Source organism: Herbaspirillum lusitanum, from assembly GCF_046025995.1.
Taxonomy (GTDB): Bacteria; Pseudomonadota; Gammaproteobacteria; order Burkholderiales; family Burkholderiaceae_D; genus Herbaspirillum; species Herbaspirillum lusitanum_A.
In genome coordinates, this window is sequence record NZ_JAQQFM010000005.1 from 205,230 (window position 1) to 229,691 (window position 24,462).

Genomic DNA, 24,462 nt, shown 5'->3' on the forward strand with positions numbered 1-24,462 from the left:
TTCGTATACGCGGCACTGCATCAAATTTATTCGAGATGACGTATGGTTTTTTGACAACATGAGCAAGCATGCGACGGGCGGCAAGACTATGAATCTTTCGTAGTGGCCAATGCGACGTGCGCGTCAGTGCCATCGAACAATATGGATTCGACCAGGGCTAGAAAATATGCAGACATTCCCCAAGCAGAGGAACGTCCATATATGAGGATGGCCGAGTCTTGCCTGGCACCAGACATGGCAAATGATCTCGCCATGCTTGAGCAAATCTTCAGGCGCCGTTCATGCAGACCCTAGGCCTTGAATGTTTACCGGTCGACGCTTTTTTCTTGTGTGGCATAGGTCTCTAGCGCTTTGCCGATGATGGCATCAATGCGGGATTTCATCAGTGCTTTGAATTCCGCCGGAAATTTTTCGCTTTGAAGGACTGGCGCCAGAAAGTCTGCCGCCTGCATGCCGATCGATTGAATCGAATGACTCGGATTCGCTGTACTCGTTGATAAGTGGCCGATGATCGAAATGAGAAGTGCGAGATCGGAGGCTGCTGTCGCAGCATTGTTGTCTACCAGCGAGTTCACGGTTTTTTGGAGCTGCTGAAATTCTTCGATGCTTGGACTGCTTGTGTCATTCACGCTATTCTCCTCGTTGGCTTAGTTGAGCCCGCATCATATCGTCTGATAGCCTCCGAAGCTGAATGGGAGAAATCCATTTCATGTCCGGCGTTGCGTCATATAGAGCACCTGCGCGGCATCAAAATAGTATTCGTTCCTGCCGTTGGTAATCCGATAAATGTCATCCTGGATATGCTTAACTGGGCCGACGAGCTTTTGATCAGAAGAAAAGATGATGAGCCACTCGACGTCTTCTCCTTCGAGTTTCATGGCTGCTTCGACTACGTTTATCATTGCTTTCCCCTTATCTTGTTTGCGAAGAGAAAGAATACACCAGGCGTCCGCGACGCAATGGGATACGGAAACGGCAGCACGCACGGCAGCTGCTTAAGGCGGAGAAATGTAAGCGATTGAAATTGCGCTTGAGCAGATTGATGCGCCGCATTATCTTTCAATCGTCTCCTCTGATTCTTCCCCTGGGATTGGATTTAGCCCTCGGCCGCAAGGCCTGAGGGCTTTTTTTATGCGCTGTGGATGGCTCAGATTCAGAAGGCCAACGGCCATTTTCGAACCCTTTTCATACACTGATTGATGAATAGGATGTGGGCATCCCAAGCTGTAAGCGCGCGGAAAAGTGATCATATGCCAGAACGTCCGGAAAGCGGCCGGTTTTCGAACGGGCGGAGGTCAGGGGGCAAATTTCAGATTGTGCGGGAGGAGCAGACTTTGAACGCATCCAGGTCGATATTCAATCATGTTCTCAAGTGTTGAGAAAGTCGTCCGTAAATATTCTTTACAAGTGTAAGGAGAGAAGCTGTGACGGAAATTTCAAAATACACAACATCCACTTCCGCAGCAGCGTCTGACGTGTCTGTGACGACTGTCTCTCTGAAGGCGTTTTACACACAGGCCCTTGATTCGCCGGCCGGCACAACGGCGACGGTTTCTACGCTGGCGCAGCAGATAAGTGATGCTGCAAGCAGAGCGGCAGCACGGGATGCAAAGCTGGGTTGGAATGAATTGGCCTCTGCAGCCCAGACCAGCGTCGACAGAATTGTTGGTTCGACCTATCAGTCGAACCAGGCTCGCAACGATGCGGAAGTGCCAGGGACAGATGACCCTGCGGCGCGCGCGCGAGCGAAACAGGCAACTGATTTCCTCCACAATAAGGCCGCGAACCCTTTTGCCGGCATGCCGAGAGAGCAGTTGGCGTTAATCGCTTACGACGAAGGTGGTCCATTTACAGTGAATGAACGCGCAGCTGCATGGAGCGAGGCGTCAAACCAGGAGTCTGCATGGCGAAAGCAAATTGACTCGAAGTCGATGGAGTCCTTCCATCGAACCGGAAATTCAAATGCTCAGGGCGTAGGACGAGAGCTGCTTGACCACTATAAAAGTTTATCGCCCATCGAGCGGGCTCAATATCCACGTTCGTACGAAGTGCAGCTGCAGGTCATGGCTGAATCAAGTAGTCGATATTCCAAATCACCGCAGCTCGATGCCTTGAATTTTCTGGCGCAGCTGAGTAAGTGGGCGAAAGCAAAAGAAGCGGATGGATTTTCTTCGGAGGGGCTCTGTTGCGTGAAATGCTGAACGAGCTTTCCGCCCGGCATCCGCGCGTGTTTGATCAGGATGATGTTGATACGGAGACCCTGTTCGAACAAGACAAACTCAACTGGGACGAGCGCTATTTCTCCGTGCAACGGAAGCTGGCAAAAGGACGATTTACGCGTAACCGCCTCGATCATCTGATCCAGGTTCGCCGTTATTTCGAACAACAGGGGCATAAAGGCTTTTTGTCATCTCCATCCAAGTCCAATGAAGGAACAGATACAGCCATGGAACAATCAGTCTACGAACCATTTGAGAGTCTTCGCAACGCGGTGAGAGATGATCATCTGCATGCGGCACAAACTGCGTTGCGCCTGGAGCTTGATTATCAGCATCTCGATAGTGCAGAACTCCGCAAGGCAGCCAGTTGGGCGAAAGCCCAACTGCCGTCCATATTCGAACCGTATCGTGAATACGATTTTGCCCGCGCCATCGACCAGGACAGCGCGCAATGGAACGCTGATTACTACAATACCCAGATCGTCTACCTGAACGCTAATTTTTCTGAGGAGCGTTTCCTGCATCTGGTTGCCGTTCGCGAATTCTTTCATCCTCAGCTTAAGGTATCGATTCAGAAGCCGGTTTCCGCTCCTGTGGTTGCAGTACCAGCAAAGGCATCGGGCAGCTCATCACGAGCCAAACCGAAATCGGGTGCTGCGTCTGCGAGGCCCTCTGAATCTGAATCTGAATCTGGTATCTCTTCGCTGATGCGCACCGCCTTGCTCATCGGAGGCGCCATTGCAGCACTGGCGATCGTCTTGTTGACAATCGGGAGGTAGGCAAGAATGAGCGGAAAGAGCAGCACGTTGCAGGAGACGCTGAAGAGTACGGCACTGACTTTGGAGGCCGGGCGGGCCTTGATCAACCGCAGCTACCTGGGGGAAATGGAACGCTACCAGGTGCAGCCGTTGGAAAAGGGCGCGCAGCCATTCAACCGTGCTGGCGACTTACGGGTATTTCGTGTAGAACGCATCGTCCAGGACAATAAGCAGTCTGTGCTGGAAAGTACGACGGCCGTTTATACCGCCTTGGGGGCGGCAGGTTATACCGTCTTCCTGTACCTGATCTGCGATGGTGTAGAAACAGATCTTTATATCGGTACACGCGGCCAATCCGGGCAGATGCTGGGCCACAACTCCGGTGAGTTGCTGCGCGAGGCATTCAAAGGGCATTTCTCCGGTAGCGCACTGCAGCCGCTTGATGCACAACAGACTGATGCCATCTTCGAGCGACTGCTCAAGGAGAAGACCAACACATCGGCAAGCGTGACGGCCGTCACTGGTGTGCCGGCACTCTCCACCGACAATCGAGAGCACTTCATGCAAGGTCTGGAGCGCTTCATCGATGCTGCAGAACGACGCGTTTATCAGGCACTGATTTTGGCCGAATCCATGTCTCCCCGGAGCCTGGAGCAAATCCGCAGCGGTTATGAACGCGTCGCCACGCAACTTTCGCCGTTGCAAAAGATGTCTATCTCCCTGGGAGAGCAAGAAAGCGACAGCGTTGGCATGAGCATCAGCCAAAGCTTGAGTACTTCTCTGGGCGAAAGTCTTGCGCTCACTGAAAGCCAGGGACAGACACAGACCACCGGTACATCCCGGACACAAACGCATGGAACATCCGATTCTCTGAGTGCGCAAACAGGTGTGGCAAAGGCTGCCGCGCTGGCGCCATTGGTCGGTGCAGTTGCCGGCACGTTGTTAGGCGGTCCCGTAGGTGCAATGGTCGGGAGCCAGGTCGGCTCAGCCATGTCAGGCTTGCTCAATGAACAGAAGACTACGGGGACGAGCGAATCCCGCTCTGAAGGCAGCAGTGAGAGCACCAGTCATACCCAGGGTACTGCCCGCTCCAGCACCTCTTCGACTACGCGTACCCGCAGCGATACGGATACACACTCTATTAATCGCACCAGTGGCAGCACAAAGCAATACTCATTGGAGATCCAGGACAAAGGTATTGAACAACTCCTGACGCGGATCGACCATCACCTGAAACGCATCGATGAAGCCCAGACCTATGGTGGGTGGCAGAGCGCCGCTTATTTCATCGGGGATAGCGTGGCGTCGTCCGAAACATTGGCCAGTCTGTATCTTGGTCTGATCCGCGGCAACAATTCCAGTCACGAAGATTTTGCACTGACCACGTGGAACTCTGTCCGCAAGTCAGCTGTGATCGATTGGCTTTCAACACTGAGTCATCCTGCCCTGCGGCCGCAGTTCTCGCCACATCTGCCAATTACACATCTGACGCCAGCGACACTGGTCTCTAGTATGGAGTTGTCGATTCAGCTCAGCCTACCACGTCGCTCGACTTCTACCGTGGCCGTAGTATCCACGCAGGCATTTGGTCGCAAGGTATTGCGGATGGATGGAAAGTCCGGGCCCGAAAAAATCCAGCGCAGAATTGAGCTCGGCAACATCCGCCATCTCTGGGAAAATTTGCCCCAGAACATCTCGCTTGACATGGACCAATTGGCGAGTCACGTGTTCGTCAGCGGTTCAACCGGTGCCGGGAAAAGCAACACGCTCTACGAGATGCTTCATCAGATCGATGCAGAAAATATCCCCTTTCTGGTCATTGAACCAGCCAAAGGTGAGTATAAACATGTCTTTGGACACCACCCGGACGTTCAGGTATTCGGTACAAATCCTGCGTACGGCACCTTGCTGAGGATAAATCCTTTCCGCTTCGAGGCTGGTATTCATATTCTTGAGCATGTGGATCGACTGATCGAGATCTTTAACGTCTGCTGGCCAATGTATGCAGCCATGCCGGCGGTATTGAAAGACGCCATCCTCCAGGCTTATTCTCAGTGCGGCTGGGATCTGGAAACCTCCGTTAATCGTGTCTGCGATAGCTTGTTCCCATCCTTCCTCGATTTGCTCATCACGCTGGAGCAAGTCATATCTGAATCGGCCTATTCGGCCGAACTCAAAGGAAACTACATCGGTTCATTGTCGACGCGGATCAAATCACTGACTAATGGCTTGAACGGCCAAATCTTCAGTGCCGATGAAATCGATAGCGAAATCCTGTTCAATAACAAGGCAATCGTCGATCTCAGTCGTATTGGTTCTTCCGAAACGAAGTCGCTGATCATGGGTATTCTGGTGATGCGCCTGAGTGAGTATCGTATGGTAAATGGAGGCATCAACCATCCGTTGCGTCATGTGACCGTCCTTGAAGAGGCGCATCACTTACTCAAACGCAATGCTGGCGAAACAGGCGCTGAAGGTGGCAGTCTCGCCGGCAAAGCCACTGAAATGTTGACCAATGCGATTGCAGAGATGCGTACTTACGGAGAAGGCTTCATCATTGTGGACCAGTCGCCGCATGCAGTGGATTTAGCTGCCATCCGCAATACCAACACCAAGATCATCATGCGTTTGCCGGACGAAGCCGACCGGCGGTTGATCGGTAAATCAATCGGGTTGAAGGACGACCAACTCGAAGAGATCGCACGATTGCCCAAGGGAGTAGCCATCGTCCATCAGAATGACTGGCTTGAGCCTGTGCTATGCCAGGTGCGCAAGTTCAAGGGGGAAGAGCGGCGCTACATCGCTCCCGTTCAGCAACCGGGAGCGATGCCAGCTTCGTCAGCGACCATACTGAACTGCCTTCTTCAATTTCTGATGGGACATCGCGTTCCGACACCGGCGAATGTAGACCTGGACAAGCTGTCGACGCAGCTCGACAAATTGGTGGTGTCCGGAAGCAGCAAGCTTGTTTTGTACGAATTGATCTCGGCACGGCGCGCTGGCAAAGAGACCTTGCTCATGCACGATGCTGCGTTTGATCAGTTAGCACGGGTCGTCGTTGATGTGCTGGGCTGCCGGCAGCAGGTACAGAAATTGATTCGTAGTGCGATCGATTTCCCGCAATTGGGCGACTCACTGCATGCCATGCTCGAACAAAAGGCGCCGGGTATTGACCTTGCCCATTCCCTGGCCACCCAGCAATGCCTGATGAAGGATTTCAGCTTGCAGAAAGAGGAGCATGTTGATATCTACGCAGCGTGGAGAACTGAATTGACGACCAGGAGCAATGTATGAGTCTGGAAGTTTTTGTATCGAACGCCCCGGAAGGGCTTGGCCGGCTGGCCGAACTATCGAGGGAAATGCCGGAAAAAAGCCTGGATATAAAGTCGCTGGATCGCCCGTTAGCTCGGGAGATTTTGCCCGAAGCTCGGGAGAGTCGGCCGCCGATGTCAGCAGAGACCAGGGAGAAACTGGAAGGAAAGGGATTCCCGAGCTCCGTTCTTGATGCAATTGGCAGCGATGCAGAAGCTGCCATTTACGACAAGGCTCCGTTGGAAGGGGGCCAGGTAAATGGCAAGGATGCACTTTTACGTACTGATATTGACCCGGACGCAAAAGATGATCGTGGCAGGACGAACGTAGAACGCATGCAGAAGGGGCTTGCCCCTCTGGACAGCAAAGGTGAGCCACTGCAACTGCATCATATCGGCCAGGAGAATACTGCACCACTGGCGGAATTAACCCGGGACGAACATTGCCGCAATGGTAACGACAGCATTTTGCATGATAAAAAGCGGGAATCGACCATCGATCGCATGGAATTTGGCGACGAGCGCGCAGCCCACTGGCAGGCGCGCGCAGAACAACTGATCAACCAAAAGGACGCTGCATAATGAAACAGCTTCAAGCCCTCGTAGCTCGCAGTGGTGCTGATACGCGTAAAGTCGATCCCGCTGAGATTCAAACGCTTGAACAGAAATTGGGATTTGCGCTGTCGGCTGACTACAAAAACTTCTTATCCGAGTTTGGTCAGATAGAATATGGGCACCATGAAATGTATGGTTTGGGTATGGCCGAAGACTACTTTCTACATGTGTTCAAGGAGTACAAGGAGTTGGTAAAGGATCACACTTATCCCGCAGGTGCGGTTCCGCTTTTGGAGATTGGGGACGGTCACTATTACCTCTATTTGAATCGTAGTGGCGAGGTCATTCAGTGGGCAACACCCAATGGTGGAGTTGTCCGGGTCATGGACACTGCACTTGAGCCTTTTCTCTGCAAAGTGCTGTTTGGCTCAACGTAACTATAACTAGACTTTCACCCACGTTGGCGCAGGCGGACACCTGCAGCTCCTGCGGCTGCTGCTGCAATCGTACGGCCTGCTTTATGCGTATGATTAGCCGGCATCTATCACATCGCGTTTCCTTTTATCCAATGCACCGCGGTGGAAGGCTTTTCGTTCATCGAGGTTGAGTTCGTGAATCTGGATCGCCACGACGGCCTTGACGAGTCCGTCAACCTGGCGCTGCTCGACACGCTGGGATGCGACGAGTCACGGCACAGTCAGTGTTGCGCACCATATTCCGGGAACGGCTGCAACATGCCAACGCCGTTCTGGCGGTATTGGACTACACCCAGCTCAAGTCCGAGGCGGAAGCTGAGCTCATTGCCGAATTAAGGGAAAATCTCTAGCCATGCCCAAGGGCGAATGTTTGCGTTGGTGAACAAGTTTGATCGTATGGATTGAACTCCGAAAATGCCGAGGCCACCGTGCACTATGTTGCGCAAAAAATTACTACACGACGTGATGCCTACGACGCCTATTTTTCCTGTATCTGGCCAGCATGCTTATTTGGCGCAGCGCACCCGGCTTACGATGAAGCATGGCAATGGCAATGGCAAAGATAGCGGTCTGGGCTGGCAGGATGGTTGGGTAGACGCCTTTTCCTGCACGGCACTTTCCTCATCAGAGCGGTCCGGCGTTATTAAAAAAATCAAGAAAGGAATCGGGGCATGATGTTTTTTTCAGAATATACGATCCTAGAGAAGCCCGGTCTGATCACGGATCCATTGGGGTTGTCGATTCCATACTCCCGTTTGCAGGACAAGCTGTTCCGCCAATTTACCGTGCTGTCGAACTATCCTGCGTATCACGGGGCCTTGTGCCTGTTCTATCAGATGCTGGAACGTCAGGGTATCACTCCGAACCGCAAAGATTTTGCACAGAAATTTCGTGAGCTGGAAATTTGCTGGGGTCTTATCCATGCCAGCGCGCCGAGCACCTCCATTCTCAATGTCACCAAATATGCCAGTCTGATACAGGGGCGTGAACGGATCAGCTTGTCTGATATTTCCAAGGGAAGCGATATCTATCGTCGCCTCGGTTACGGTACCCTAGGGCATTATTCAGGGCCGTCTATCGAATGGGGTTTGCTGGGTAAAGGGGGCAAGACGCTGACGGCGCTTGGCAGAAAACTGGCGGATGCCTTCGGCGAGCGCAATGAAACGTCGGGCACCGACATCTTCAAGCGCTGGCTGGCTGGCAAAGCTATCTCGATCGCGGAGATCGGCGAGGCTCGGGCTTTTCGGCTGGATCGCGAATCGCGATCGAGGCAGGAAGCCGGAGTATGGCAGGAGGTCATCGCGACCTATTGTGATGCACATCCCCGGACCAAGGCACTGTGGACCGCTCCGTTGACCACCCGCGAGCTGGAGAAACTGCACGAATCGGCCAGCACTTACGACGCACACTGTATGCTGCTGCCCCAGCGCTACAACATGCTGAGCAGCGAGTTGGGGCTGATCCGCCAGTTCGAGCAAATGAGCGCTACGATCCAGTTCCTGTTTGAACTTGAATATGTCGCTTGCGGTGGCGCGGCTGCGCACGGCCTGGTGCTCAAGGAAGTCAACCCGTTGCTGGTGAAGCGCCTCACCGACATCGCTGCCCAGTACGTTGACGTCCCAGAGCATATCGATCCGAAGGGGATGTTTGCGGGACTGGCGCGACTGCACGGTTCGCGCGAGGTCACCGATTTCATCGTGCACCATCATCAGCGACATCAGCGCGCCAAGCAGGTCTCACCCTTTATCGTCGAGGGCCGGGTCGTGATCGCCGAGCGGTACGATCCGCGACAAGTGGCTAGAATGTTCGACGACGTGTACAAACACGATGACACCGATCGTCAGCAGGCCGAACTGACATTTCGCTACCGTCGCGACTGGCATTTCGGGCGGGCATCGCGTTATCAGGCTTATGCGGAGGCGCTATGAGCATCGCTTATCAGCATCGTCCGCTGCCCGAGTTGTTTGCCGACTTGGCCATCGAATCCGACCAAGATCCGATCCAGCAACTGCTCGCGCTGACCTTCGAGTTCGATGACCGCCAGTTGCTCAATCTGATGGCGGGTGTACCACTCAACGATGACTCGACGTTGAGCGTGAATCGCCTGCGTTTTCTGGATGGGTGCCAGCCGACGGTTGTCTATGACGCATCCAATACCTCGGCGTTCAACGCGCTGCCACATTTCATGAACCTGCTGCCGGTGAAGGCAGCACCCTACAGTTGCCATCATGCGAAGGCCTATCTGGTCATTACCGGTGCGTCGATGCGGCTGGTGCTGGGATCCTTCAATCTGACGCGCACCGGGTTGAGCCGCAACCGTGAGGTCTTCGCCGAGTTTGAGTGGCGGCAAAACAGCACGGGGAAACCAGAAAGTCATGCAGACGCCGATGTCTGGCGCGACTTCGCTGCCATTCTGGAGAAGGGTTATCGCGGCAGGGGGGCGGCGCAACACTCTGCAGAGCTCGCTAGCGCAGCCGCCACCATCCGGGGCCGGGTGGCAGATGTCGCCGGTGGCCAGAGGGTGCTGATCGCGTCGGGTTTCTCTCATCTGGAGGCCAATGCCGCCATCGACCAGTTGGCTGCTCTATGGCGCAGCCGCCATCGCGGCGCCCCCGTCGAAGTGGTGGCGGTGTCGCCCTTCTTCGATCAGGCCTCGTCCTACCTGATCGATGATCTGGTGGCCAGGATCGGTGTCCCCGCATCCATGCGTGTGGTGACCGGTGCGAAAGAAGTCGGCAATCTGAGCCAGCGTCATTTCGGCAAAGCGGGCGGTGGTCTCGAGACGCGCTACTTACACCTGATTCACGCCGACATGAGTGCGCAGGAGCGACGGCGTATCGCCGTGGCCAATGATATCCGCGACGGCACGGTGATGCTGGAGGCAAGGGCATTGCATGCCAAGGTGATCGTGTTGTGTGGTGAACAAGGCAAGAACAATCTGTACTACATCGGCAGCGCCAATTTCACCCGCAAAGCCTGGCTCGGCGACAATCAGGAACTTGGTGTCGCCTGGTTTGAGGACGGCGCATCCAGCGATGTCGCGCGTGGCCTGATGGAGGGCGTGTCCGCCGATCCGGCCAACCATTACGACACGTTGCCTGCGGTGCGGATACAACAGGAGCGCGAGGAAGATCGCGACTATGCCGGGGGGATCGCGTATCCGGAGTTCATCCTCCGTATCACCCTTCACGGCAGCGAAGCGTTGCAGTTCATGCAATTTCACTTCGAGACGCATCCCGATCAGCCTGCATCATTTGACCACTACCGGATCCAGTGGGGGCGTCACGTGCTTGAGGTAAGCGAGATGCGGTCGCAGGCCTTCCCCTGGGCGGCCGCATCGAGCGTGCTGTTACAACGGGAGAATCTGCATTTTCAGCCTCTTGAGGCACCTGACATCGCGGGGTATTACCTGCCCTACATCTTGCAGGACGGCTTGCGCGAGCAGGCCGATCTGGTCCTGTTTCCCGATCCGGAAGCATGGCTGGCCTACTACTTGAATCCGTACAGCGGTGTGGCAACGGGCGGGCCTGACGAACGCCTGCCCAATGATGCGGGAGGCGAGGACGGGGACTATCCTGATCGCGAGGCCAATCCAGTCATTGCGATGCAGCGTTACCTGAATCTGTTCGCCGATACGGAAGCCGCGCTGATCGAACGCGCGCGCTTGGTCGCAGGACGTGAACCGCTGAGCGAGACTGGATATCGACGGCACTTCGGCAAGCCGCTGACGACTTTCCTATGCTTGCTGGATCGCGAGCAGGCCCGCATGCGGAAACACGGCGAGTCACAAATGGCAGACATGATCTGGCTCTTCAAAGCTGGCGAATTGCTAGGGTTGTGCCGCAAATTGGGCGAGTCGCTGCCGCTGATCAAGGAACTGGTGAACACGCTGGAACAGAGGATCGCTGCCTGTGGCAGCTCAGGCAACAACGCTATGCAGAGTTATGCGCACTATCAGGGGAGGGCGCGATCATGATTAATAAAATACCTTTCGACAGCATCGTTAGCCGGACGTCCAAAAAAGCACTTATGCAAGGCGACTGGGATCGCCAGCGTGCGTCGGCCAAACGGATCGGCGAGCAGTTTGCAAGGGGATACGACAGTATGTTGCTCGCCGATGAGGTCGGCATGGGAAAGACCTACGTGGCGCTCGCCGTAATGGCGCACTATGTGATGCAGGAACAGTCCAATCATCGCAAGGTCTTGCTGGTGACGCCACCGAGTGCCGTGCTGCGGCACAAATGGGTACAGGAGATTCGCGGTTTCAATCATGCCTATCTCCGCTCGATGGCGCTACCGGAAGAGACCGGCGGAAAGGAGCTGCGCCCTTGGGCGATCGGCAGCTATTGGGAGTTGTTCCGCAATCTGCATGACGTAGGCGATGTCGATTTGCGTCGGGTGACGTCCGACACGGGAACGGCTTTCCTGTACGCATTGCGGAAATGGGCATTATCGCGGAGGCATGTCGGCTCCCGTCAATACTGGCCGGCACTGACAATTCAGTCGGATGAGGATCTTCTGTATCTGGCCTTCCAGTCTCAGTTCTCGATGGCGGCCTTATGGCGGTTTCTTGATAGTGAATATGCATTGCGCTTTCAGCTGTTCAAGCAACGTTTTTTGGCGCTGAAAGAGGGGCGAGATCTGAGACAAGAATTGTCCATGCTGTTGCGCGATTTCTCCGCTGTCCAGGATAGCTTTGAACCCAATGTCTTTGTGATCTCCATGTCGTCGCTGGCAGCTCCCAGGCGCAATGAGGGTAACAACCAGTTCTTCTTCCGCTACATGGCGGCATTTCTCTTGGCGTGGAGAAGCGATGACCAAAAGCAGACCTTGGTGAAAATACTGGCAGACATCGGCGTCTTTCCGGCCAAGCAGATACGTTCATGGGCTGGCTTTCTTGCATACATCGCCAGCCTACGCGATCTGGATCTGTATGGCTTGCGCACGTCCACCAGGGAAGTGCTCTATCACGACGCGCACTGGGAAGAGTGGTGTCGACTTCGTGCTGCGATGCTTGCCGGAGATGCGTCCGGCGTGCCCGTATTTTTCGTCAGGATGCGCGACCAGATTTTTGAGAACAAGCTACAGCGATCTGGCATCGGCTTAGCCGTGATCGACGAAGTGCACAACTGGAAAGGCGGGAAGCACAATGCAGAGTCGTTCAGGAAAAATTGCAGCACGTTGATCCCTCATAAACTCATCATGTCGGCCACGCCGTTTCAGATCGAAGAGGACGAGATCAGGAAGGTGTTCAGCTTCATCACTAACTGTGCCGTGACATCGAAGAGTTGGTCGTTGGTGGACGAACTCTTCGGTGCGGACAAGCGATTGGTCACTGCGTGCCTGGACGCTAGCAAGGCGTTTGCGGCGGCGTGGGAAGGACTTGGTGACAGCGCCCAGGAGCGGGCATGCCAGTATCTGTTTGCCGCAGCCAATGGCGATGAAATCGGTCGTCGTGCTGCTGGCATCCTCGCGGACGAATCGTCCGGCGCGCCATTATTGATGTTCGCACAGGCTTTAGTGGCATATCGCACGTGTATCGTGCAGCTTCAGGAGAAGCTTTCTCTCCTGATCGTGCGTCACACCAAACCACGTGCCAAGCGTCATTTCTGTATTGGCGACGAGTTCGATGAACAGATGACACAGCGCGGCGACGGGCAACGCTACGGCCTGTATCGCAGCGAGGGTTACAGCAATACTACGTCGGCATTCACGGCCTTCGTGGGGATGCGTCTCGGGCAACTGGCGATGCGTCTTAAAAAAGGCTCCATGGAGGCGCGTGCACGCTTGATGGGCGGAATGACATCCAGCATCGGTGCGTATCGGGAGAGCCAATTGGCCAAGGATATTAGTGTACCTACGTTTAGCCAGGCGGACGCGACTGAGCTGGTGCGATATCAACAGATGTTTGACGAGATCCTGGATGTGGCTGGGCATCCCAAGGTAAATGCGACAGTCAGCCGCGCACTGGAGAATTTCAAGCAGGGCAACAAGACGCTGATTTTCTGTGAACGCCTTGAGACATTGCATGAAATCGAACAGGCCTTGCATAAGAAAATTGCGGCCATATGGCCGGCACCATCCGGGGCTGAGCGTCAGAACCTACTCAAGAAAACCGGATTCGTTGACAATCTCTGGGCCTTGTCGCTGGTCCACGCTGGCGTATTGCAGCAGAACGTGATCGACGAGGCACTCGATACGGCTGCGCCGCAGGTGGCGAAATGGCTGGCCAGGTGGCACCTCAAACGGACTGCGCGCCGCATTTGCCGTCTGACCGATATACATGTCATTGCCAGCGCGGCGGTGAAGGACGCGCTGAACGCGCCAGAATGGCAGCCGGTGCTTGCCTTATTTTCCGCGTTTGCGGCGTTGCTCGATGATGACGCCGTCGATATTCACCAAGTGCCCAGCTATGTGAGCGGTACAACGCGCACCGAGGTACAGCCGATCGACGAAGATCATGACGCGCATGACGATGAAGAGGCCGCAGAGGAGATTGCATTGGCCATCAGTCGACTCTATCGCCTGCCGCACAATTTCTGGTGTGCACAGCCGCATCGTGACCTGCAACAGGCCTTCTGGGCGCTGCTGCAATCGGAAGCGGCGCAACTGATGGCGCGTCACAATAAAGCGGGAGAGAGCGCAGCGGGCACAACTAGCTTGCCGCTGGACGCATTTTTCGGCGTACTGGAGGATCTCATCGGGGGGGCTCGCAAGATTGTATTGCGTACTGAGCTGCTCCAGCGCTACAAGGCGTTTTCACCGGCTCGGGGCGATGACGAATCATTGATCCAAGGATTCGCCCGGATGCCCGTCGGCGAAGGGGAAACCATGCTGACGCGCCTTGTCGGCTTTATAACAGGCTTAGCAGAAGAAGACGGGTCCATCAGCCAGCAGGACAAGGAGGACTCGAAACGCAAGAGTCTCTGGCGTGGCGTGTTCATGTCGGGTGTCGGCAACATCGACTTGCTTGACGGTTCGGTAGGAGCGGAAAAACGTGTTTCCTTATGCGCCGCCTTCAACTCTCCGCTGTTGCCTTATATCCTGATCTGCTCGTCAATTGGCTCGGAGGGTATTGATTTGCACCGCCATTGCGCCGAGATCATCCTGCACGATCTACCGTGGAATCCTGCCCGGCTTGAACAGCGTATCGGACGACTGGATCGGGTCGACTCCCTGGCCAAACCTGATCGTGGTACGCCTTTGCATATCCGCATCCCGTTCCTTGCGAACGCCTACGAGAAGTACCAATATGATCTTGTCTTCTTGCGCGCGCAGAAATTCGAGGTCTTGCTCGGTCAGCCTGATTTTTCCACGACGGTGGATGAAGAAAGCTACGACGGCGATGAGGAAGAAGTGAATGTAATGGAGCTGAATGCCGATGAGGATGTCGTGTTTCCCGAAGAAGGGCGTGGTCGGGTCATTTCGCTACCTCCTGTATTGGTGGAATATCTCAAGATTGACTTGTCTGTTAATGCATCGGATTGATGAAACGCGCTCTCGGTATGCTCCATATCGTCTCGGCAAGATAAGCGTTACTGATGTCGGGAGTACATGCTCGTATGGGCGAACGGTATGTACCTATCAGAATCTGATCGTAGAGGCCGTAGACGGTTTTTTCGAGTGAACACCTGCTCGGGTGTGCAACCTGTATGGATCAGCAGGATCATTTAGAGAGAAAGTTGTGTATGGAAAACGGGAATCGGCAGCGTAAATCGAAGACAAGCATGGCCGACGTCATCATCGTTGCCTCCGTATTGGGCGCGATCGTCTGGATATTCAAGGTTCTGCTTGGCTGGTTGATGGAGCAAGCGTGGTTTAAAGCCGCCTGGGCCAAAACCTGGGTGCGTGTGGGTTTTTATATGGCGGCGGTGATCCTGGCGAGTTTGATCGGGCCACTGCTCGGGTGGTGGCTGACTCCGTCAACAACGGAGGCGGCTGTTGCAAGCAAGGTTGAACCTGCCTCTGTCAGCGGCATATCGAAGCTCCGCAGTTTGGCGCTGGAAGGTGCGCTCGTTGCTCGCCTCGACGGAAAGACTTCCTCGCACCGGCTGATCAAGCTGACACCACCGAGCGCGGCGCAAGTAGTCGGAGTGATGACGGCCTTGAAGGTGAAGACCTTCAAGGATGCATCGAATGGGAACCCGACTTTCGAGGATGCGAAGATAGTCGAGGAGCAGTCTACGTCTGTTATGACGAAGAAAACCAGGCTGGACATCGGTGGTAACACCGTCGCGACCTCGTCTCTGGAAGATATGGAGATGCCTTACGAAATGCAAAGCCTCTCCTCATTGGATGCCCAGACAGATATCTTATTAATCAGTACTTGGATTGGCGGTAACGCATGTGAGAGCGAGAAGCAGGTGCTGCTGTTGAGGGATGGCGACCAGTTGCAAGCCACCAATCCCTTCGGTCGGTGCCTGATGTCCTGGTATGACGATACAGAGCGTGGCATGACGTATTTTACCTATCAGGCGAATGGTGATCGTTCGCTGGAGGTATTTGTGCTGGATCAAGTACCGAATAAATAGCTGTTTATTTATCGGCGGACGTTTGGATGCGTAGTTCTGGTGGGGTCTGAAGACCAGTGTTCAATTTCCAGTGGACGTTTCCGATTAGACGTTTAGTTGATTGGGGCTGGTCTCAAGGGCGGTAGTAATCCTTCTGATTGATAGTTGCCATGCCGGGCGAGTTGTGTTTTCCTGCTTGGCGTATGCTGGTTGCGAGATGGTCAGCCGCTGAGTGATTTCGGTCTGTGTTAGCTTCAAATGCTCGCCCCAGGCGCATAATGGCGCGAAATTTACTTCGGCGAAGTGATGCACTGGTTGCGTGATGCAAGTGCCGCACTGACCTTTATTACACTAGGCGGCCCGTGTTAAAACGAATTCGTAGAAAGCTTCACTAGCAAGCTGAGTGACGAATTGCTCAACCGGCGAGGCGAAAGTGCTGATCGTAAGATGGCGCTAGTTTTGCAACGAGCTCATGCCACATGGCGGACACAAGTACCAAGCACCAGCCACTGGAGCGACCAACATTTAGTAGCCAATCACGAGTCATTTAGTGCGTGGTGCTTTTCAAAAACCTACAGGCGATAGGTTGCCGGCGGATCTATGCCGGCGAATCGGGTTATAGGGCAATTTCAGTGTAATCAAACATGTTCGATGGAGCAGCAGCTCTGTTCGTATCCGATCAAAAAAAATAGAAGAGGAGTGCCCGAGAGGGCTACTCCTTAATTCGGATCAATAGCTGAGAGACTTAGCGGGAGTTTGCGGCTCTTCTTGTGGCGCTGCCTTTTGCGGACGCAACAGCATCCTTAAAGGCTTGTAGTTCGACCTTGGACGGATCATGTGAGTTACCGATGCAATAAGACACCGCCGAATTGCCAGACGGATCCGCTTCCAGAGACTCCTTGCCGCACGCGAAAGCATCTTTGTAGGCGCGAGTGTTTTTGTAGTCGGAAGCTTGAACATGAGCGTTGAAACCAAAGAGGAGCAAGGCGCCGGTAGCAAGGCTAGCCGCGAGTGGGCGAGTAAGTTTAATAAGATTGAGCATGTTCCGTTTCCTTTCTATATGAAGTGGCTTAGCAGATGAGCGTAGTTAGTTAAAGGTATAGGTGTAGTTGCCTTGATTTGTGTTCAGGACGACTTCTTTGACCTTGCAGGTATACGCAAAGAGCTTGACGCCTTGGCCGTATTTGAAGGTAAGTGGGAGAGGATAGATGCCACCAAGCTTAGTCTTGCAATTACCGCGATTGATGTTGTAGCCGGTGAGCACGACTTGGTCGGTCACAGCTTGAAGCTGAACAACTCCGACGCCTTGTTCAACATGCATGTTGACATCGAAAGGGGCTTCATCCGCATGTGCAATGGCGCAGGCGAACAAAGCGCTCGTGAGGGCCAGCGAACGTAATGCTTGTTTCAAGTTTTTCTCCTTGTGGTTTGTAACCCATAGTGGGTTATGGGATATTCTAAATTGGGTTTGAAAATGGCGCCATGCCTAATCCAATTCATCAGTCGAACTACACGCTTTTCAGGGAGATGTTGGCCCACATACGGCTTGAAAAAGGGTTGCTTCAATCTGAAGTGGCGGAGCGTCTCGGCAAGCCTCAGTCTTTTATTTCGAAATACGAGAGAGGTGAAAGGCGTTTGGATTTCGCTGAATTCGTCGAGATCACGGAGGCGCTCGATATTGATGCGGCCGCGTTTGTGGCGCAGTACCAAGCCAGACTAGGCAAGTCCTAACGGTAAATGTTCGATCAATGATAAAGATCGGAGACTTCATCTTTGATTTACGATCCCAATCTGTAAGTCACGAGAGTTGCTTTTTTGCTATTTATATCTTCTCTCTGTGGCGGACTGAAACAACTCTGTCGCATCAGCCAATTCTTCTCCCCCGCTCAAACGGCCCATTGCAAGATCTGAGCGCTATGCCGTTGACGCGGGATTGATTCATGCGATCAGCGCAATTGCCTGATCCAGGGCGCCGTTCTTGAGATTGGCGCCTGCGCCGAACCAGGCCGAGTCCAGGCGATAGTCAGTACTGCGGGCACGGCGCTCGTGGTCGACAAATTCGGTGACGGCGTTGAGGAGCCCGAAGGCCGTACCCTTGGATGACGCCAGGTCGGCACCACGGCCATGGCCGTCATACAGTTCCAGGATTTTCTTTACCGCACGTTCATTGGTAAATTTGGCCGCAGGATCTGTCAAAAGGGATGAGACGAAGGCTTCGGCCTCGTTGCTCTTGACCTTGCGTTCCGACAGTTTCTTCATCTGGTAGATAAAATCCGTCCAGGACGCCGATGACAGGCCCAGTTGCTGCTTGACGGCCTTCGGATCGAACGTCGTCGAGTGCGGTACTTTGACTGCCGCTGTGCCGTCTTTCAGAGCGATGGCGAGCGTGTTGTTGCAGACCACGCGGATGCTGGTGAACTGCGCGGTCGTAGCCAGGGTACCATCGCAGCCGGTTGCCAGAAGCAAGTAGCCATTCAAGGTGTCGTTGCCCTTGATGTTGGCGGACATGTTGGTCTTGGCGAGCGCCCACACTTTGCGACCGCCTTTCAGCACGCCAGCTGTTTCGAGAGTGAAGCCGTGGGCCTTGGTGAGGTCGCGGTAAAACTCGAGCACGTCGCGCGGCTGCACGACCTGGAAGCGCTGGGATACAACGGATAGTGCTTCTCCCGTGTCGGAGCGGTAGAGCACTTTCTGCTCGTTGAATGCTGTGTGGCTGGCGCCCTCGCTTGCCTGGAAGTAGACCGGAGATTCCTGGATATTCCATTCCATGCCAGCCTGTTTAGCCCAGACAGAAATGGCGGACTTGGCCGGCAGCTTATTGCCGAGGCCGTGCCAAGGCGTTGCGTTGGCGTAGGCCATGGTTTCGATCAGATGCATTTAAAATCCTATTGAAGAAGATGTGAAAACAAAAATGCCTACGGCCGCTAGGCCGTAGGCATTGATGTGGATAATGGAAAATTACGGTAGAGGGAAAAGCTGCAGCCTATGGATGGCCAAACGTGTGGCCGCAGTCGACGCACTCGTGATTGTCGAGGACGTTGTTGTCGATTGCTTCGCCTGCAGTTGCGCCCGCGATCGAACCGGCGGCACCTCCAAGCAGAGCACCCATCAACGCCCCTGCGACTCCGCCGAAAATCGAGCCAACCGGACCAGCTACCATGCCTAAGCTAGCGCCGGCTTCAGCGCCTCCCCAGATGGCAGCAGCGCTTCCTGCCGCACCTGCCGCACCTGCTGCAGCGCCTACTGCACTACTTGCTTTACGCGCAATGTTTCGGGTAATGACTTTGGTGGACTGACATTTTGGACAAATGATAGTTGATGACATGAAGGCTCCTGAATTTTAAAAATACCCAATAAAAGCGGGTAGAACGAGCGAGTGTGGCCCGGTTCAGGTAGGTGATATATGGATGAAAAATTCTAGAGTGTTCTCGAAACGCTGCTTCACTAGTTTGAGAATTCACTTAAGTCGAAAGAAAGGGTTCGGGCCATGGGCGGTACTTGCCATTATGTGGCCGACTGGGAATTTACCCATTTGTCCTCACCCCTCTATGGGTGAGCACCAAATTCCGCTTGATAAAAATTTTTACCGAAATAAAAATTACTTTATCATTGTTGAGGTGATTAAGAAAAAATGGCTCATTTCATGGATCGGTAACGCCGATCATCAGGCATCTGTTGAGGCGTCAAGCTCAAACAGTGGCCCAATTGCGACCGCACTACTAAATGGTGAGCGCTTTGATAGGGTATGCTTGTTGACCAATTATGGCCATAATCGCAGTTCGGCTTACTGCTCATGGCTTGAGTCACAGTGCAACTACGATTCACTGGCCGTCGATTTGCAAGAAGTCACGCTCCGTAGTCCGATCGACTACGCGTCAATCTATGCGGAAGTTGCCAAGCACCTCAAAGATTTGGGGTTGCCGCGTGAGGGGATTGAGCTCACATTTCACCTAAGTCCAGGTACGCCAGCTATGGCGGCTATCTGGATCATGCTGGCCAAGACTCGCTTTCCGGCCCGACTAATTCAAACCTCGAGAGAGCACGGCCTTGAAGCTGTGGATTTCCCGTTTGACCTAGCCAGCGATTTCTTGCCCGAATTCCTGCAGCGTAGTGCCGAGAGAATTGAGCGCCTATCTCAAGGGCCGCAGGAAAGCTCCCCGCAGTTCAGCAAGATCCTTCATTGCAGTGAGGCTGTGCGTCAACAAGTGAAGCTGGCTCGCCGTATTGCTGCCCATGATGTGCCAGTGTTGATTCTTGGTGAGACGGGAACGGGTAAGGAGCTTTTTGCCGAGGCCATCTGCGCCGCCAGCGAACGAGCTGAAAAGCCCTTTATCGCCGTCAATTGCGGCGCAATTGCTCCGGAGCTAGCCAATTCTGAGCTTTTTGGCCACGTAAAGGGTGCTTTTACAGGTGCGATCACAGCCCGCAAGGGGCATTTCCAAGAGGCTCATGGCGGTACTCTTTTCCTTGATGAAGTCGGTGATCTGCCGCTCGAGACTCAGGTGCGTCTGTTGCGTGTGCTTCAATCCAAGGAAGTTACACCGCTTGGAGATTCTAAAGCCATAAAAATAGACGTACGAATTGTGGCCGCAACACATCGAGATTTGGTCGCAGATATTGCTGCAGGGCGATTCCGCGAAGACCTCTTCCATCGACTAGCGGTAGGGATTCTTCGTTTGCCGCCGCTGCGGGCACGAGATGACGACGTTAACTTGTTAGCCGCAGCGTTTTTAAGCCAAATTAATGCTGATGCAAAAGGGCGCCCGGAGGCGCAAGAGAAGAGATTTTCCGAAAATGCAAAAAAACTTCTCAGGCTGCATTCTTGGCCGGGTAACATTCGAGAGCTTTATCATACCGTTTTGCGGGCTGTAATCTGGTCTGCTGGCCCCGTTATAGAGGGGGAAGACCTACAAGCGGCACTACTGCCAATTCAGCCTGCTAACTCAGATCTAGATGGTAGGACGATGGCTCAAGGATTTGATTTGCAAGAGCTTCTAGATGAGATGGCGCGTGGCCATATCCTGAGGGCACTTCAAGAAACGGGTAATCGAAAAACGGCGGCTGCCAAAATATTGGGGTTCTCCAATCATCAAACGCTGGGGAATTGGATGAAGAGACTCGGGCTTGAAACACAAGATTAATAAACTAGGGGAGGCTGGCACGGTTTTCGCAGAATCTAAGGCATGAACGCCACGAGAGCTAGCCAGATGTCAATGCAAGACATTAAATCGCTGAATTTCGAGCCGCTGCGCGCGGTCTATCCTGAACTTGCCAATATGGGCGGATACGCGGAGCACTACGCTCACACGGATCCGGAGAGCGCGCTTGTTAAGTTGCGCAATTTTTCCGAGCGCCTCGTTGACCGTCTGTATTTCAAGCTCAAGCTGGAACGAGTTCCACAGTCTAACTTTGTGGACTTGCTGCAGAACGCTAGTTTTAGAACTATCGCTCAGCCGCTGGTATTGGACAAACTACATCTACTTCGCCGCCTCGGTAATCGCGGCGCGCACGGTGAAGACGTGGAAGCAGCAGATGCCGTGCGATGCGTTCAGGAGGCTTGGCAGCTCGCTCGGTGGCTTCACGTGACATTTCTCGATGGCAAAATCGAGGACTTCACTGATTTCCAGCAGCCACCTCTCGAAGGCATCGATAGCAAGGCTGAGTTCAAGCGCAAAGCAAAAGCCCTTGCGGAGGAAAATAAACTTAAGGAAGAGCGGTTGCGGCAAGCGCTGGAAGAGCTCGAAGCATTGAGAGCTGCTGACCGGGTGAGCGCCCCTGCAGTTGAGTTCAGCATGCCTATCAGCGCGGAGGCGCTGCAATTTACCAGTCAAGCCTCGATTAACGCAGTCAACCGACTGCGCTTCTCGGAAGACAATACACGTAAATGGTTGATCGACCGCGATCTCCGTATGGCAGGTTGGAGCGTTCCACCCGGTAAAGCCAGCAGCGAATCTGTTGGACAGGAGATTGAAGTACCTTATCAACCCACAGCCACTGGCAAGGGTTACTGTGACTATGTACTCTGGGATGACAACGGCAAACCCTTAGCGGTCGTAGAAGCTAAGAAAACTCTGGTCGATGCGCGCGCTGGGCAAGAGCAGGCGAAGCTCTATGCCGATGCCTTGGAAAAGGTGCACGGCCAACGGCCGATGATTTTCTATACCAACGGCCATGATATTTGGGTTTGGGACGACGTCGGAGGTTATCCGCCCCGCGCAGTATTTGGCTTCTTCTCAAAAGACACGTTGCAATACCGTGTGGGTTTTCAGCGCCGCGAGAAGTTGGATTTGCTCAACGGCGTACGCCCAGATGCCAATATTGCTGGTCGCCTATATCAGCTTGAGAGTATTACCCGCGTTGCTGAGAGGTTCGCCCAGCACCACCGCCGCGCTTTAGTGGTTCAGGCCACAGGAACAGGAAAAACTCGCGTCGCCATTGCTTTGGCGAAGTTGCTGATAGATGCACGCTGGGTTAAGCGAGTGCTCTTCCTCTGCGACCGCAAAGAGTTGAGAAAGCAAGCGAAAAATGCGTTCAACGACTTTGTCCAGGAACCTATCTATGTCATTGGTCAAACCAATGACATAGGCAAGATGGATGCGCGTATTTATATCGGTATCTACCAGGGGCTGATCAACGACTATGAGTCATTCGATGTAGGTTTCTTCGACTTGATCATTGCCGACGAATCGCATCGCTCGATCTACAACCTGTATGGCGATCTCTTCAAGTACTTCGATGCTATCCAGGTAGGTTTAACAGCTACTCCGATTGAGATGGTTAGCCGCAGCACGTGTCGCCTTTTTGGTTGCGACTACAAACTGCCTACAGCCAACTACCCGCTGGAACAGGCCATTCAGGATCGCAATCTAGTGCCTTTTCGCGTCGTCACGCATACCACTAAGTTTCTTCGTGACGGCATCAAGACAGCCCATCTGACTGACGAGCAAATCGGTCAGCTCGAAGACCAAGGTATTGATCCCAACACCCTGGATTTCGATGCGAAGGAAATCGACGACGCCGTCTTTAATAAGGATACCAACCGCGTCATCCTGCGCAATCTCATGGATCACGGCGTGCGTGACGCCGATGGTCAACTACCGGGGAAGAGTATCGTCTTCGCTCGTAGCATCGATCATGCCCGGATGATGGCTGAACTGTTTAACGAGATGTACCCGCAGTTTGCCGGCAAGTTTTGCCGGGTGATCCATTCCAAAGAGGCGCGAGCCGAGGAGCTGATTGACCAGTTCAAAGAACCGAATGGCGACCTACGCATCGCTATCTCCGTCGACATGCTGGACACCGGCATCGATGTGCCAGAAGTAGTCAACTTGGTTTTCGCCAAGCCGGTAAAAAGCAAGGTCAAGTTCTGGCAGATGATAGGACGCGGTACTCGACTGTGCAAAAACCTCTTCGGCCCTGGAAAGGATAAAGGCGAATTCCTGATCTTTGATCACTGGAACAACTTCGAATTCCACGACCTAAATATTGAAGAGGCAGAGCCGTCTACGCCTAAGCCATTGACGCAACGCCGCTATGAGGCTCGTATCGAGCTCGCGACTCTCGCATTAGCCAAGTCTGACCTTGCTGCCTTTGATTTACTATCCGGTCAAATTCAGCAAGATGCAGCATCCCTTCCCGACGGTGCTATTGCAGTGCGCGAAAACTGGAAAGCTGTGCAACAAGCGCGTGATGTCAAGCTGGTCCATCAATTTGCTCCCACTACGCGTCAATTGCTAACTGATTCAGTGGCCCCATTGATGAGTGCTGTCGATGTACGCGGCCAAGGCGACGCCTTGCGCTGGGATCTCTTGTTGGCCAAGGTGCAGGCAGCTGCCATTGCCACTCCTGAAAAGCCTAATCCGCATCGGGCCGACGTCCTTGAATGGATAGATCGTCTACCGCCACACCTGAATCCAGTTCGGGCCAAAGCAGGAGAGCTCAAGACGCTGCGCTCTGAAGCGTTCTGGCAGCAACCTAGCTTTGAGGCGCTGGATGCAATGCGCGTGGCGTTGCGAGAGCTGATGGTACTGGCAGAAGCGCCAGTTTTTCAGCCACCGCTCCCGACGGTCGTACTCGACATTCAGGAGGAGAGGGCTGAGTATCAGGCCCATATTCGTCCCACCAACATAAAGTCGGTGGACTTTGGCATTTATCGCAAGGCCGTACAAGCAGCGCTAGAACCTTTATTTGAGACAGATCCGGTTCTGCTCAAGGTAAGAAGCGGGGATACCATCACGCAGGACGAACTAGACAAGCTCAATAGCCTGCTTCACACTCTCAACCCAGACGTGAGTTTGTCCGTCTTACGCGACTTTTTCCCTGACACGGCTATTCCGTTGGCTCATATTCTGCGTGCCATCGTCGGTCTGGATCATGAGGCCGTCGAGTCCAAGTTCACTTTGTTTGCACAGGCTCACGCGCTGAGCAGCCAGCAATTGCGCTTCCTTTCGATGCTCAAGGACCATATTCGTCAGTTCGGAGCCATTGCTGTAGCTCAGCTCTTCGATGCACCGTTCAACACCCTGCACGCTGAAGGTCTTGGTGGCGTTTTCCCTAGCCCACACCAACTCGATGAAGTAGTGGCATTGGTGCGCGGGTTTGGCGAACCATTGCGGCAGGCGACCGATAGTTAA

The 24,462-nt window shown here is 53.9% G+C and carries 18 protein-coding genes; 13 read left to right on the top strand and 5 right to left on the bottom strand.

The features are described from left to right. Window positions 1-305: 305 nt before the first annotated feature. The gene (locus PQR62_RS12230) at window positions 306-629 is read right to left on the bottom strand and encodes a hypothetical protein (RefSeq protein ID WP_408158222.1); all 324 of its coding nucleotides are present in this window, start codon (window positions 627-629) and stop codon (window positions 306-308) included. Window positions 630-707: 78 nt separating this feature from the next. After that, the gene (locus tag PQR62_RS12235; protein ID WP_408158223.1) at window positions 708-902 is read right to left on the bottom strand and encodes a hypothetical protein; all 195 of its coding nucleotides are present in this window, start codon (window positions 900-902) and stop codon (window positions 708-710) included. A gap of 522 nt (window positions 903-1,424) precedes the next feature. Between PQR62_RS12235 and PQR62_RS12240 the strand changes: the two genes are divergently transcribed. The 10 genes from PQR62_RS12240 to PQR62_RS12285 all read left to right on the top strand — a co-directional run bounded on the left by PQR62_RS12240 (window position 1,425) and on the right by PQR62_RS12285 (window position 15,850). After that, entirely contained in the window at window positions 1,425-2,201 is a 777-nt protein-coding gene (locus PQR62_RS12240) for a hypothetical protein (RefSeq protein ID WP_408158224.1), read from the top strand. Continuing rightward, a complete protein-coding gene (locus tag PQR62_RS12245) occupies window positions 2,186-2,998 on the top strand; it encodes a hypothetical protein (protein ID WP_408158225.1) in 813 nt (270 codons plus the stop codon). The genes PQR62_RS12240 and PQR62_RS12245 overlap by 16 nt, the downstream gene beginning before the upstream one ends. 6 nt (window positions 2,999-3,004) lie before the next feature. Beyond that, complete coding sequence (locus PQR62_RS12250; protein ID WP_408158226.1) at window positions 3,005-6,271, top strand: helicase HerA domain-containing protein; 3,267 nt, start codon at window positions 3,005-3,007, stop codon at window positions 6,269-6,271. After that, entirely contained in the window at window positions 6,268-6,870 is a 603-nt protein-coding gene (locus PQR62_RS12255; protein ID WP_408158227.1) for an HNH/ENDO VII family nuclease, read from the top strand. The genes PQR62_RS12250 and PQR62_RS12255 overlap by 4 nt, the downstream gene beginning before the upstream one ends. Further along, the gene (locus tag PQR62_RS12260) at window positions 6,870-7,280 is read left to right on the top strand and encodes an SMI1/KNR4 family protein (protein ID WP_408158228.1); all 411 of its coding nucleotides are present in this window, start codon (window positions 6,870-6,872) and stop codon (window positions 7,278-7,280) included. Before PQR62_RS12255 ends, PQR62_RS12260 begins: the two co-directional genes overlap by 1 nt. A gap of 474 nt (window positions 7,281-7,754) precedes the next feature. Then, window positions 7,755-7,994, top strand: a complete 240-nt coding sequence (locus PQR62_RS12265) for a hypothetical protein (RefSeq protein WP_408158229.1) — start codon at window positions 7,755-7,757, stop codon at window positions 7,992-7,994. Then, window positions 7,991-9,247, top strand: a complete 1,257-nt coding sequence (locus tag PQR62_RS12270) for a hypothetical protein (protein ID WP_408158230.1) — start codon at window positions 7,991-7,993, stop codon at window positions 9,245-9,247. The genes PQR62_RS12265 and PQR62_RS12270 overlap by 4 nt, the downstream gene beginning before the upstream one ends. Next, window positions 9,244-11,295, top strand: a complete 2,052-nt coding sequence (locus tag PQR62_RS12275) for a phospholipase D-like domain-containing protein (protein ID WP_408158231.1) — start codon at window positions 9,244-9,246, stop codon at window positions 11,293-11,295. The genes PQR62_RS12270 and PQR62_RS12275 overlap by 4 nt, the downstream gene beginning before the upstream one ends. After that, the gene (locus tag PQR62_RS12280) at window positions 11,292-14,807 is read left to right on the top strand and encodes a DEAD/DEAH box helicase family protein (RefSeq protein WP_408158232.1); all 3,516 of its coding nucleotides are present in this window, start codon (window positions 11,292-11,294) and stop codon (window positions 14,805-14,807) included. Before PQR62_RS12275 ends, PQR62_RS12280 begins: the two co-directional genes overlap by 4 nt. Window positions 14,808-15,046: 239 nt before the next feature. Continuing rightward, window positions 15,047-15,850 carry a hypothetical protein gene (locus PQR62_RS12285; protein WP_408158233.1) on the top strand — a complete coding sequence of 268 codons (804 nt, stop codon included), beginning with the start codon at window positions 15,047-15,049 and terminating at the stop codon, window positions 15,848-15,850. Between the two features lie 724 nt (window positions 15,851-16,574). Here PQR62_RS12285 and PQR62_RS12290 read toward each other — a convergent pair. Together PQR62_RS12290 and PQR62_RS12295 are read right to left on the bottom strand one after the other, a co-directional pair. Beyond that, the gene (locus tag PQR62_RS12290) at window positions 16,575-16,871 is read right to left on the bottom strand and encodes a hypothetical protein (RefSeq protein ID WP_408158234.1); all 297 of its coding nucleotides are present in this window, start codon (window positions 16,869-16,871) and stop codon (window positions 16,575-16,577) included. A gap of 45 nt (window positions 16,872-16,916) precedes the next feature. Continuing rightward, on the bottom strand, window positions 16,917-17,240 hold the full coding sequence (locus PQR62_RS12295) for a hypothetical protein (protein ID WP_408158235.1): 324 nt from the start codon (window positions 17,238-17,240) through the stop codon (window positions 16,917-16,919). A 71-nt stretch (window positions 17,241-17,311) separates the two neighbouring features. On the opposite strand from PQR62_RS12295, the gene PQR62_RS12300 reads away from it, so the two are divergent. After that, entirely contained in the window at window positions 17,312-17,560 is a 249-nt protein-coding gene (locus tag PQR62_RS12300) for a helix-turn-helix domain-containing protein (RefSeq protein ID WP_408158236.1), read from the top strand. A 207-nt stretch (window positions 17,561-17,767) separates the two neighbouring features. On the opposite strand, the gene PQR62_RS12305 is transcribed toward PQR62_RS12300, so the two are convergent. Continuing rightward, window positions 17,768-18,706 (bottom strand): DUF932 domain-containing protein, encoded by a 939-nt coding sequence (locus tag PQR62_RS12305; RefSeq protein WP_408158237.1) that lies wholly within the window; start codon window positions 18,704-18,706, stop codon window positions 17,768-17,770. Between the two features lie 530 nt (window positions 18,707-19,236). Here PQR62_RS12305 and PQR62_RS12310 point away from each other — a divergent pair. Continuing rightward, window positions 19,237-20,970: an RNA repair transcriptional activator RtcR family protein gene (locus PQR62_RS12310; RefSeq protein ID WP_408158238.1), complete on the top strand. Its 1,734-nt coding sequence runs from the start codon at window positions 19,237-19,239 to the stop codon at window positions 20,968-20,970. A gap of 42 nt (window positions 20,971-21,012) precedes the next feature. Continuing rightward, window positions 21,013-24,462: a DEAD/DEAH box helicase family protein gene (locus PQR62_RS12315; RefSeq protein ID WP_408158239.1), complete on the top strand. Its 3,450-nt coding sequence runs from the start codon at window positions 21,013-21,015 to the stop codon at window positions 24,460-24,462.

What these genes read in the sequence shown, in the direction of transcription:
- PQR62_RS12275 (WP_408158231.1), top strand. Translation starts at nt 9,244, where the DNA reads ATGAGCATCGCTTATCAGCATCGTCCGCTGCCCGAGTTGTTTGCCGAC.
- PQR62_RS12255 (WP_408158227.1), top strand. Translation starts at nt 6,268, where the DNA reads ATGAGTCTGGAAGTTTTTGTATCGAACGCCCCGGAAGGGCTTGGCCGG.
- PQR62_RS12265 (WP_408158229.1), top strand. Translation starts at nt 7,755, where the DNA reads ATGTTGCGCAAAAAATTACTACACGACGTGATGCCTACGACGCCTATT.
- PQR62_RS12315 (WP_408158239.1), top strand. Translation starts at nt 21,013, where the DNA reads ATGAACGCCACGAGAGCTAGCCAGATGTCAATGCAAGACATTAAATCG.
- PQR62_RS12250 (WP_408158226.1), top strand. Translation starts at nt 3,005, where the DNA reads ATGAGCGGAAAGAGCAGCACGTTGCAGGAGACGCTGAAGAGTACGGCA.
- PQR62_RS12280 (WP_408158232.1), top strand. Translation starts at nt 11,292, where the DNA reads ATGATTAATAAAATACCTTTCGACAGCATCGTTAGCCGGACGTCCAAA.
- PQR62_RS12260 (WP_408158228.1), top strand. Translation starts at nt 6,870, where the DNA reads ATGAAACAGCTTCAAGCCCTCGTAGCTCGCAGTGGTGCTGATACGCGT.
- PQR62_RS12290 (WP_408158234.1), bottom strand. Translation starts at nt 16,871, where the DNA reads ATGCTCAATCTTATTAAACTTACTCGCCCACTCGCGGCTAGCCTTGCT.
- PQR62_RS12235 (WP_408158223.1), bottom strand. Translation starts at nt 902, where the DNA reads ATGATAAACGTAGTCGAAGCAGCCATGAAACTCGAAGGAGAAGACGTC.
- PQR62_RS12300 (WP_408158236.1), top strand. Translation starts at nt 17,312, where the DNA reads ATGCCTAATCCAATTCATCAGTCGAACTACACGCTTTTCAGGGAGATG.
- PQR62_RS12310 (WP_408158238.1), top strand. Translation starts at nt 19,237, where the DNA reads ATGAAAAATTCTAGAGTGTTCTCGAAACGCTGCTTCACTAGTTTGAGA.
- PQR62_RS12305 (WP_408158237.1), bottom strand. Translation starts at nt 18,706, where the DNA reads ATGCATCTGATCGAAACCATGGCCTACGCCAACGCAACGCCTTGGCAC.
- PQR62_RS12270 (WP_408158230.1), top strand. Translation starts at nt 7,991, where the DNA reads ATGATGTTTTTTTCAGAATATACGATCCTAGAGAAGCCCGGTCTGATC.
- PQR62_RS12285 (WP_408158233.1), top strand. Translation starts at nt 15,047, where the DNA reads ATGGCCGACGTCATCATCGTTGCCTCCGTATTGGGCGCGATCGTCTGG.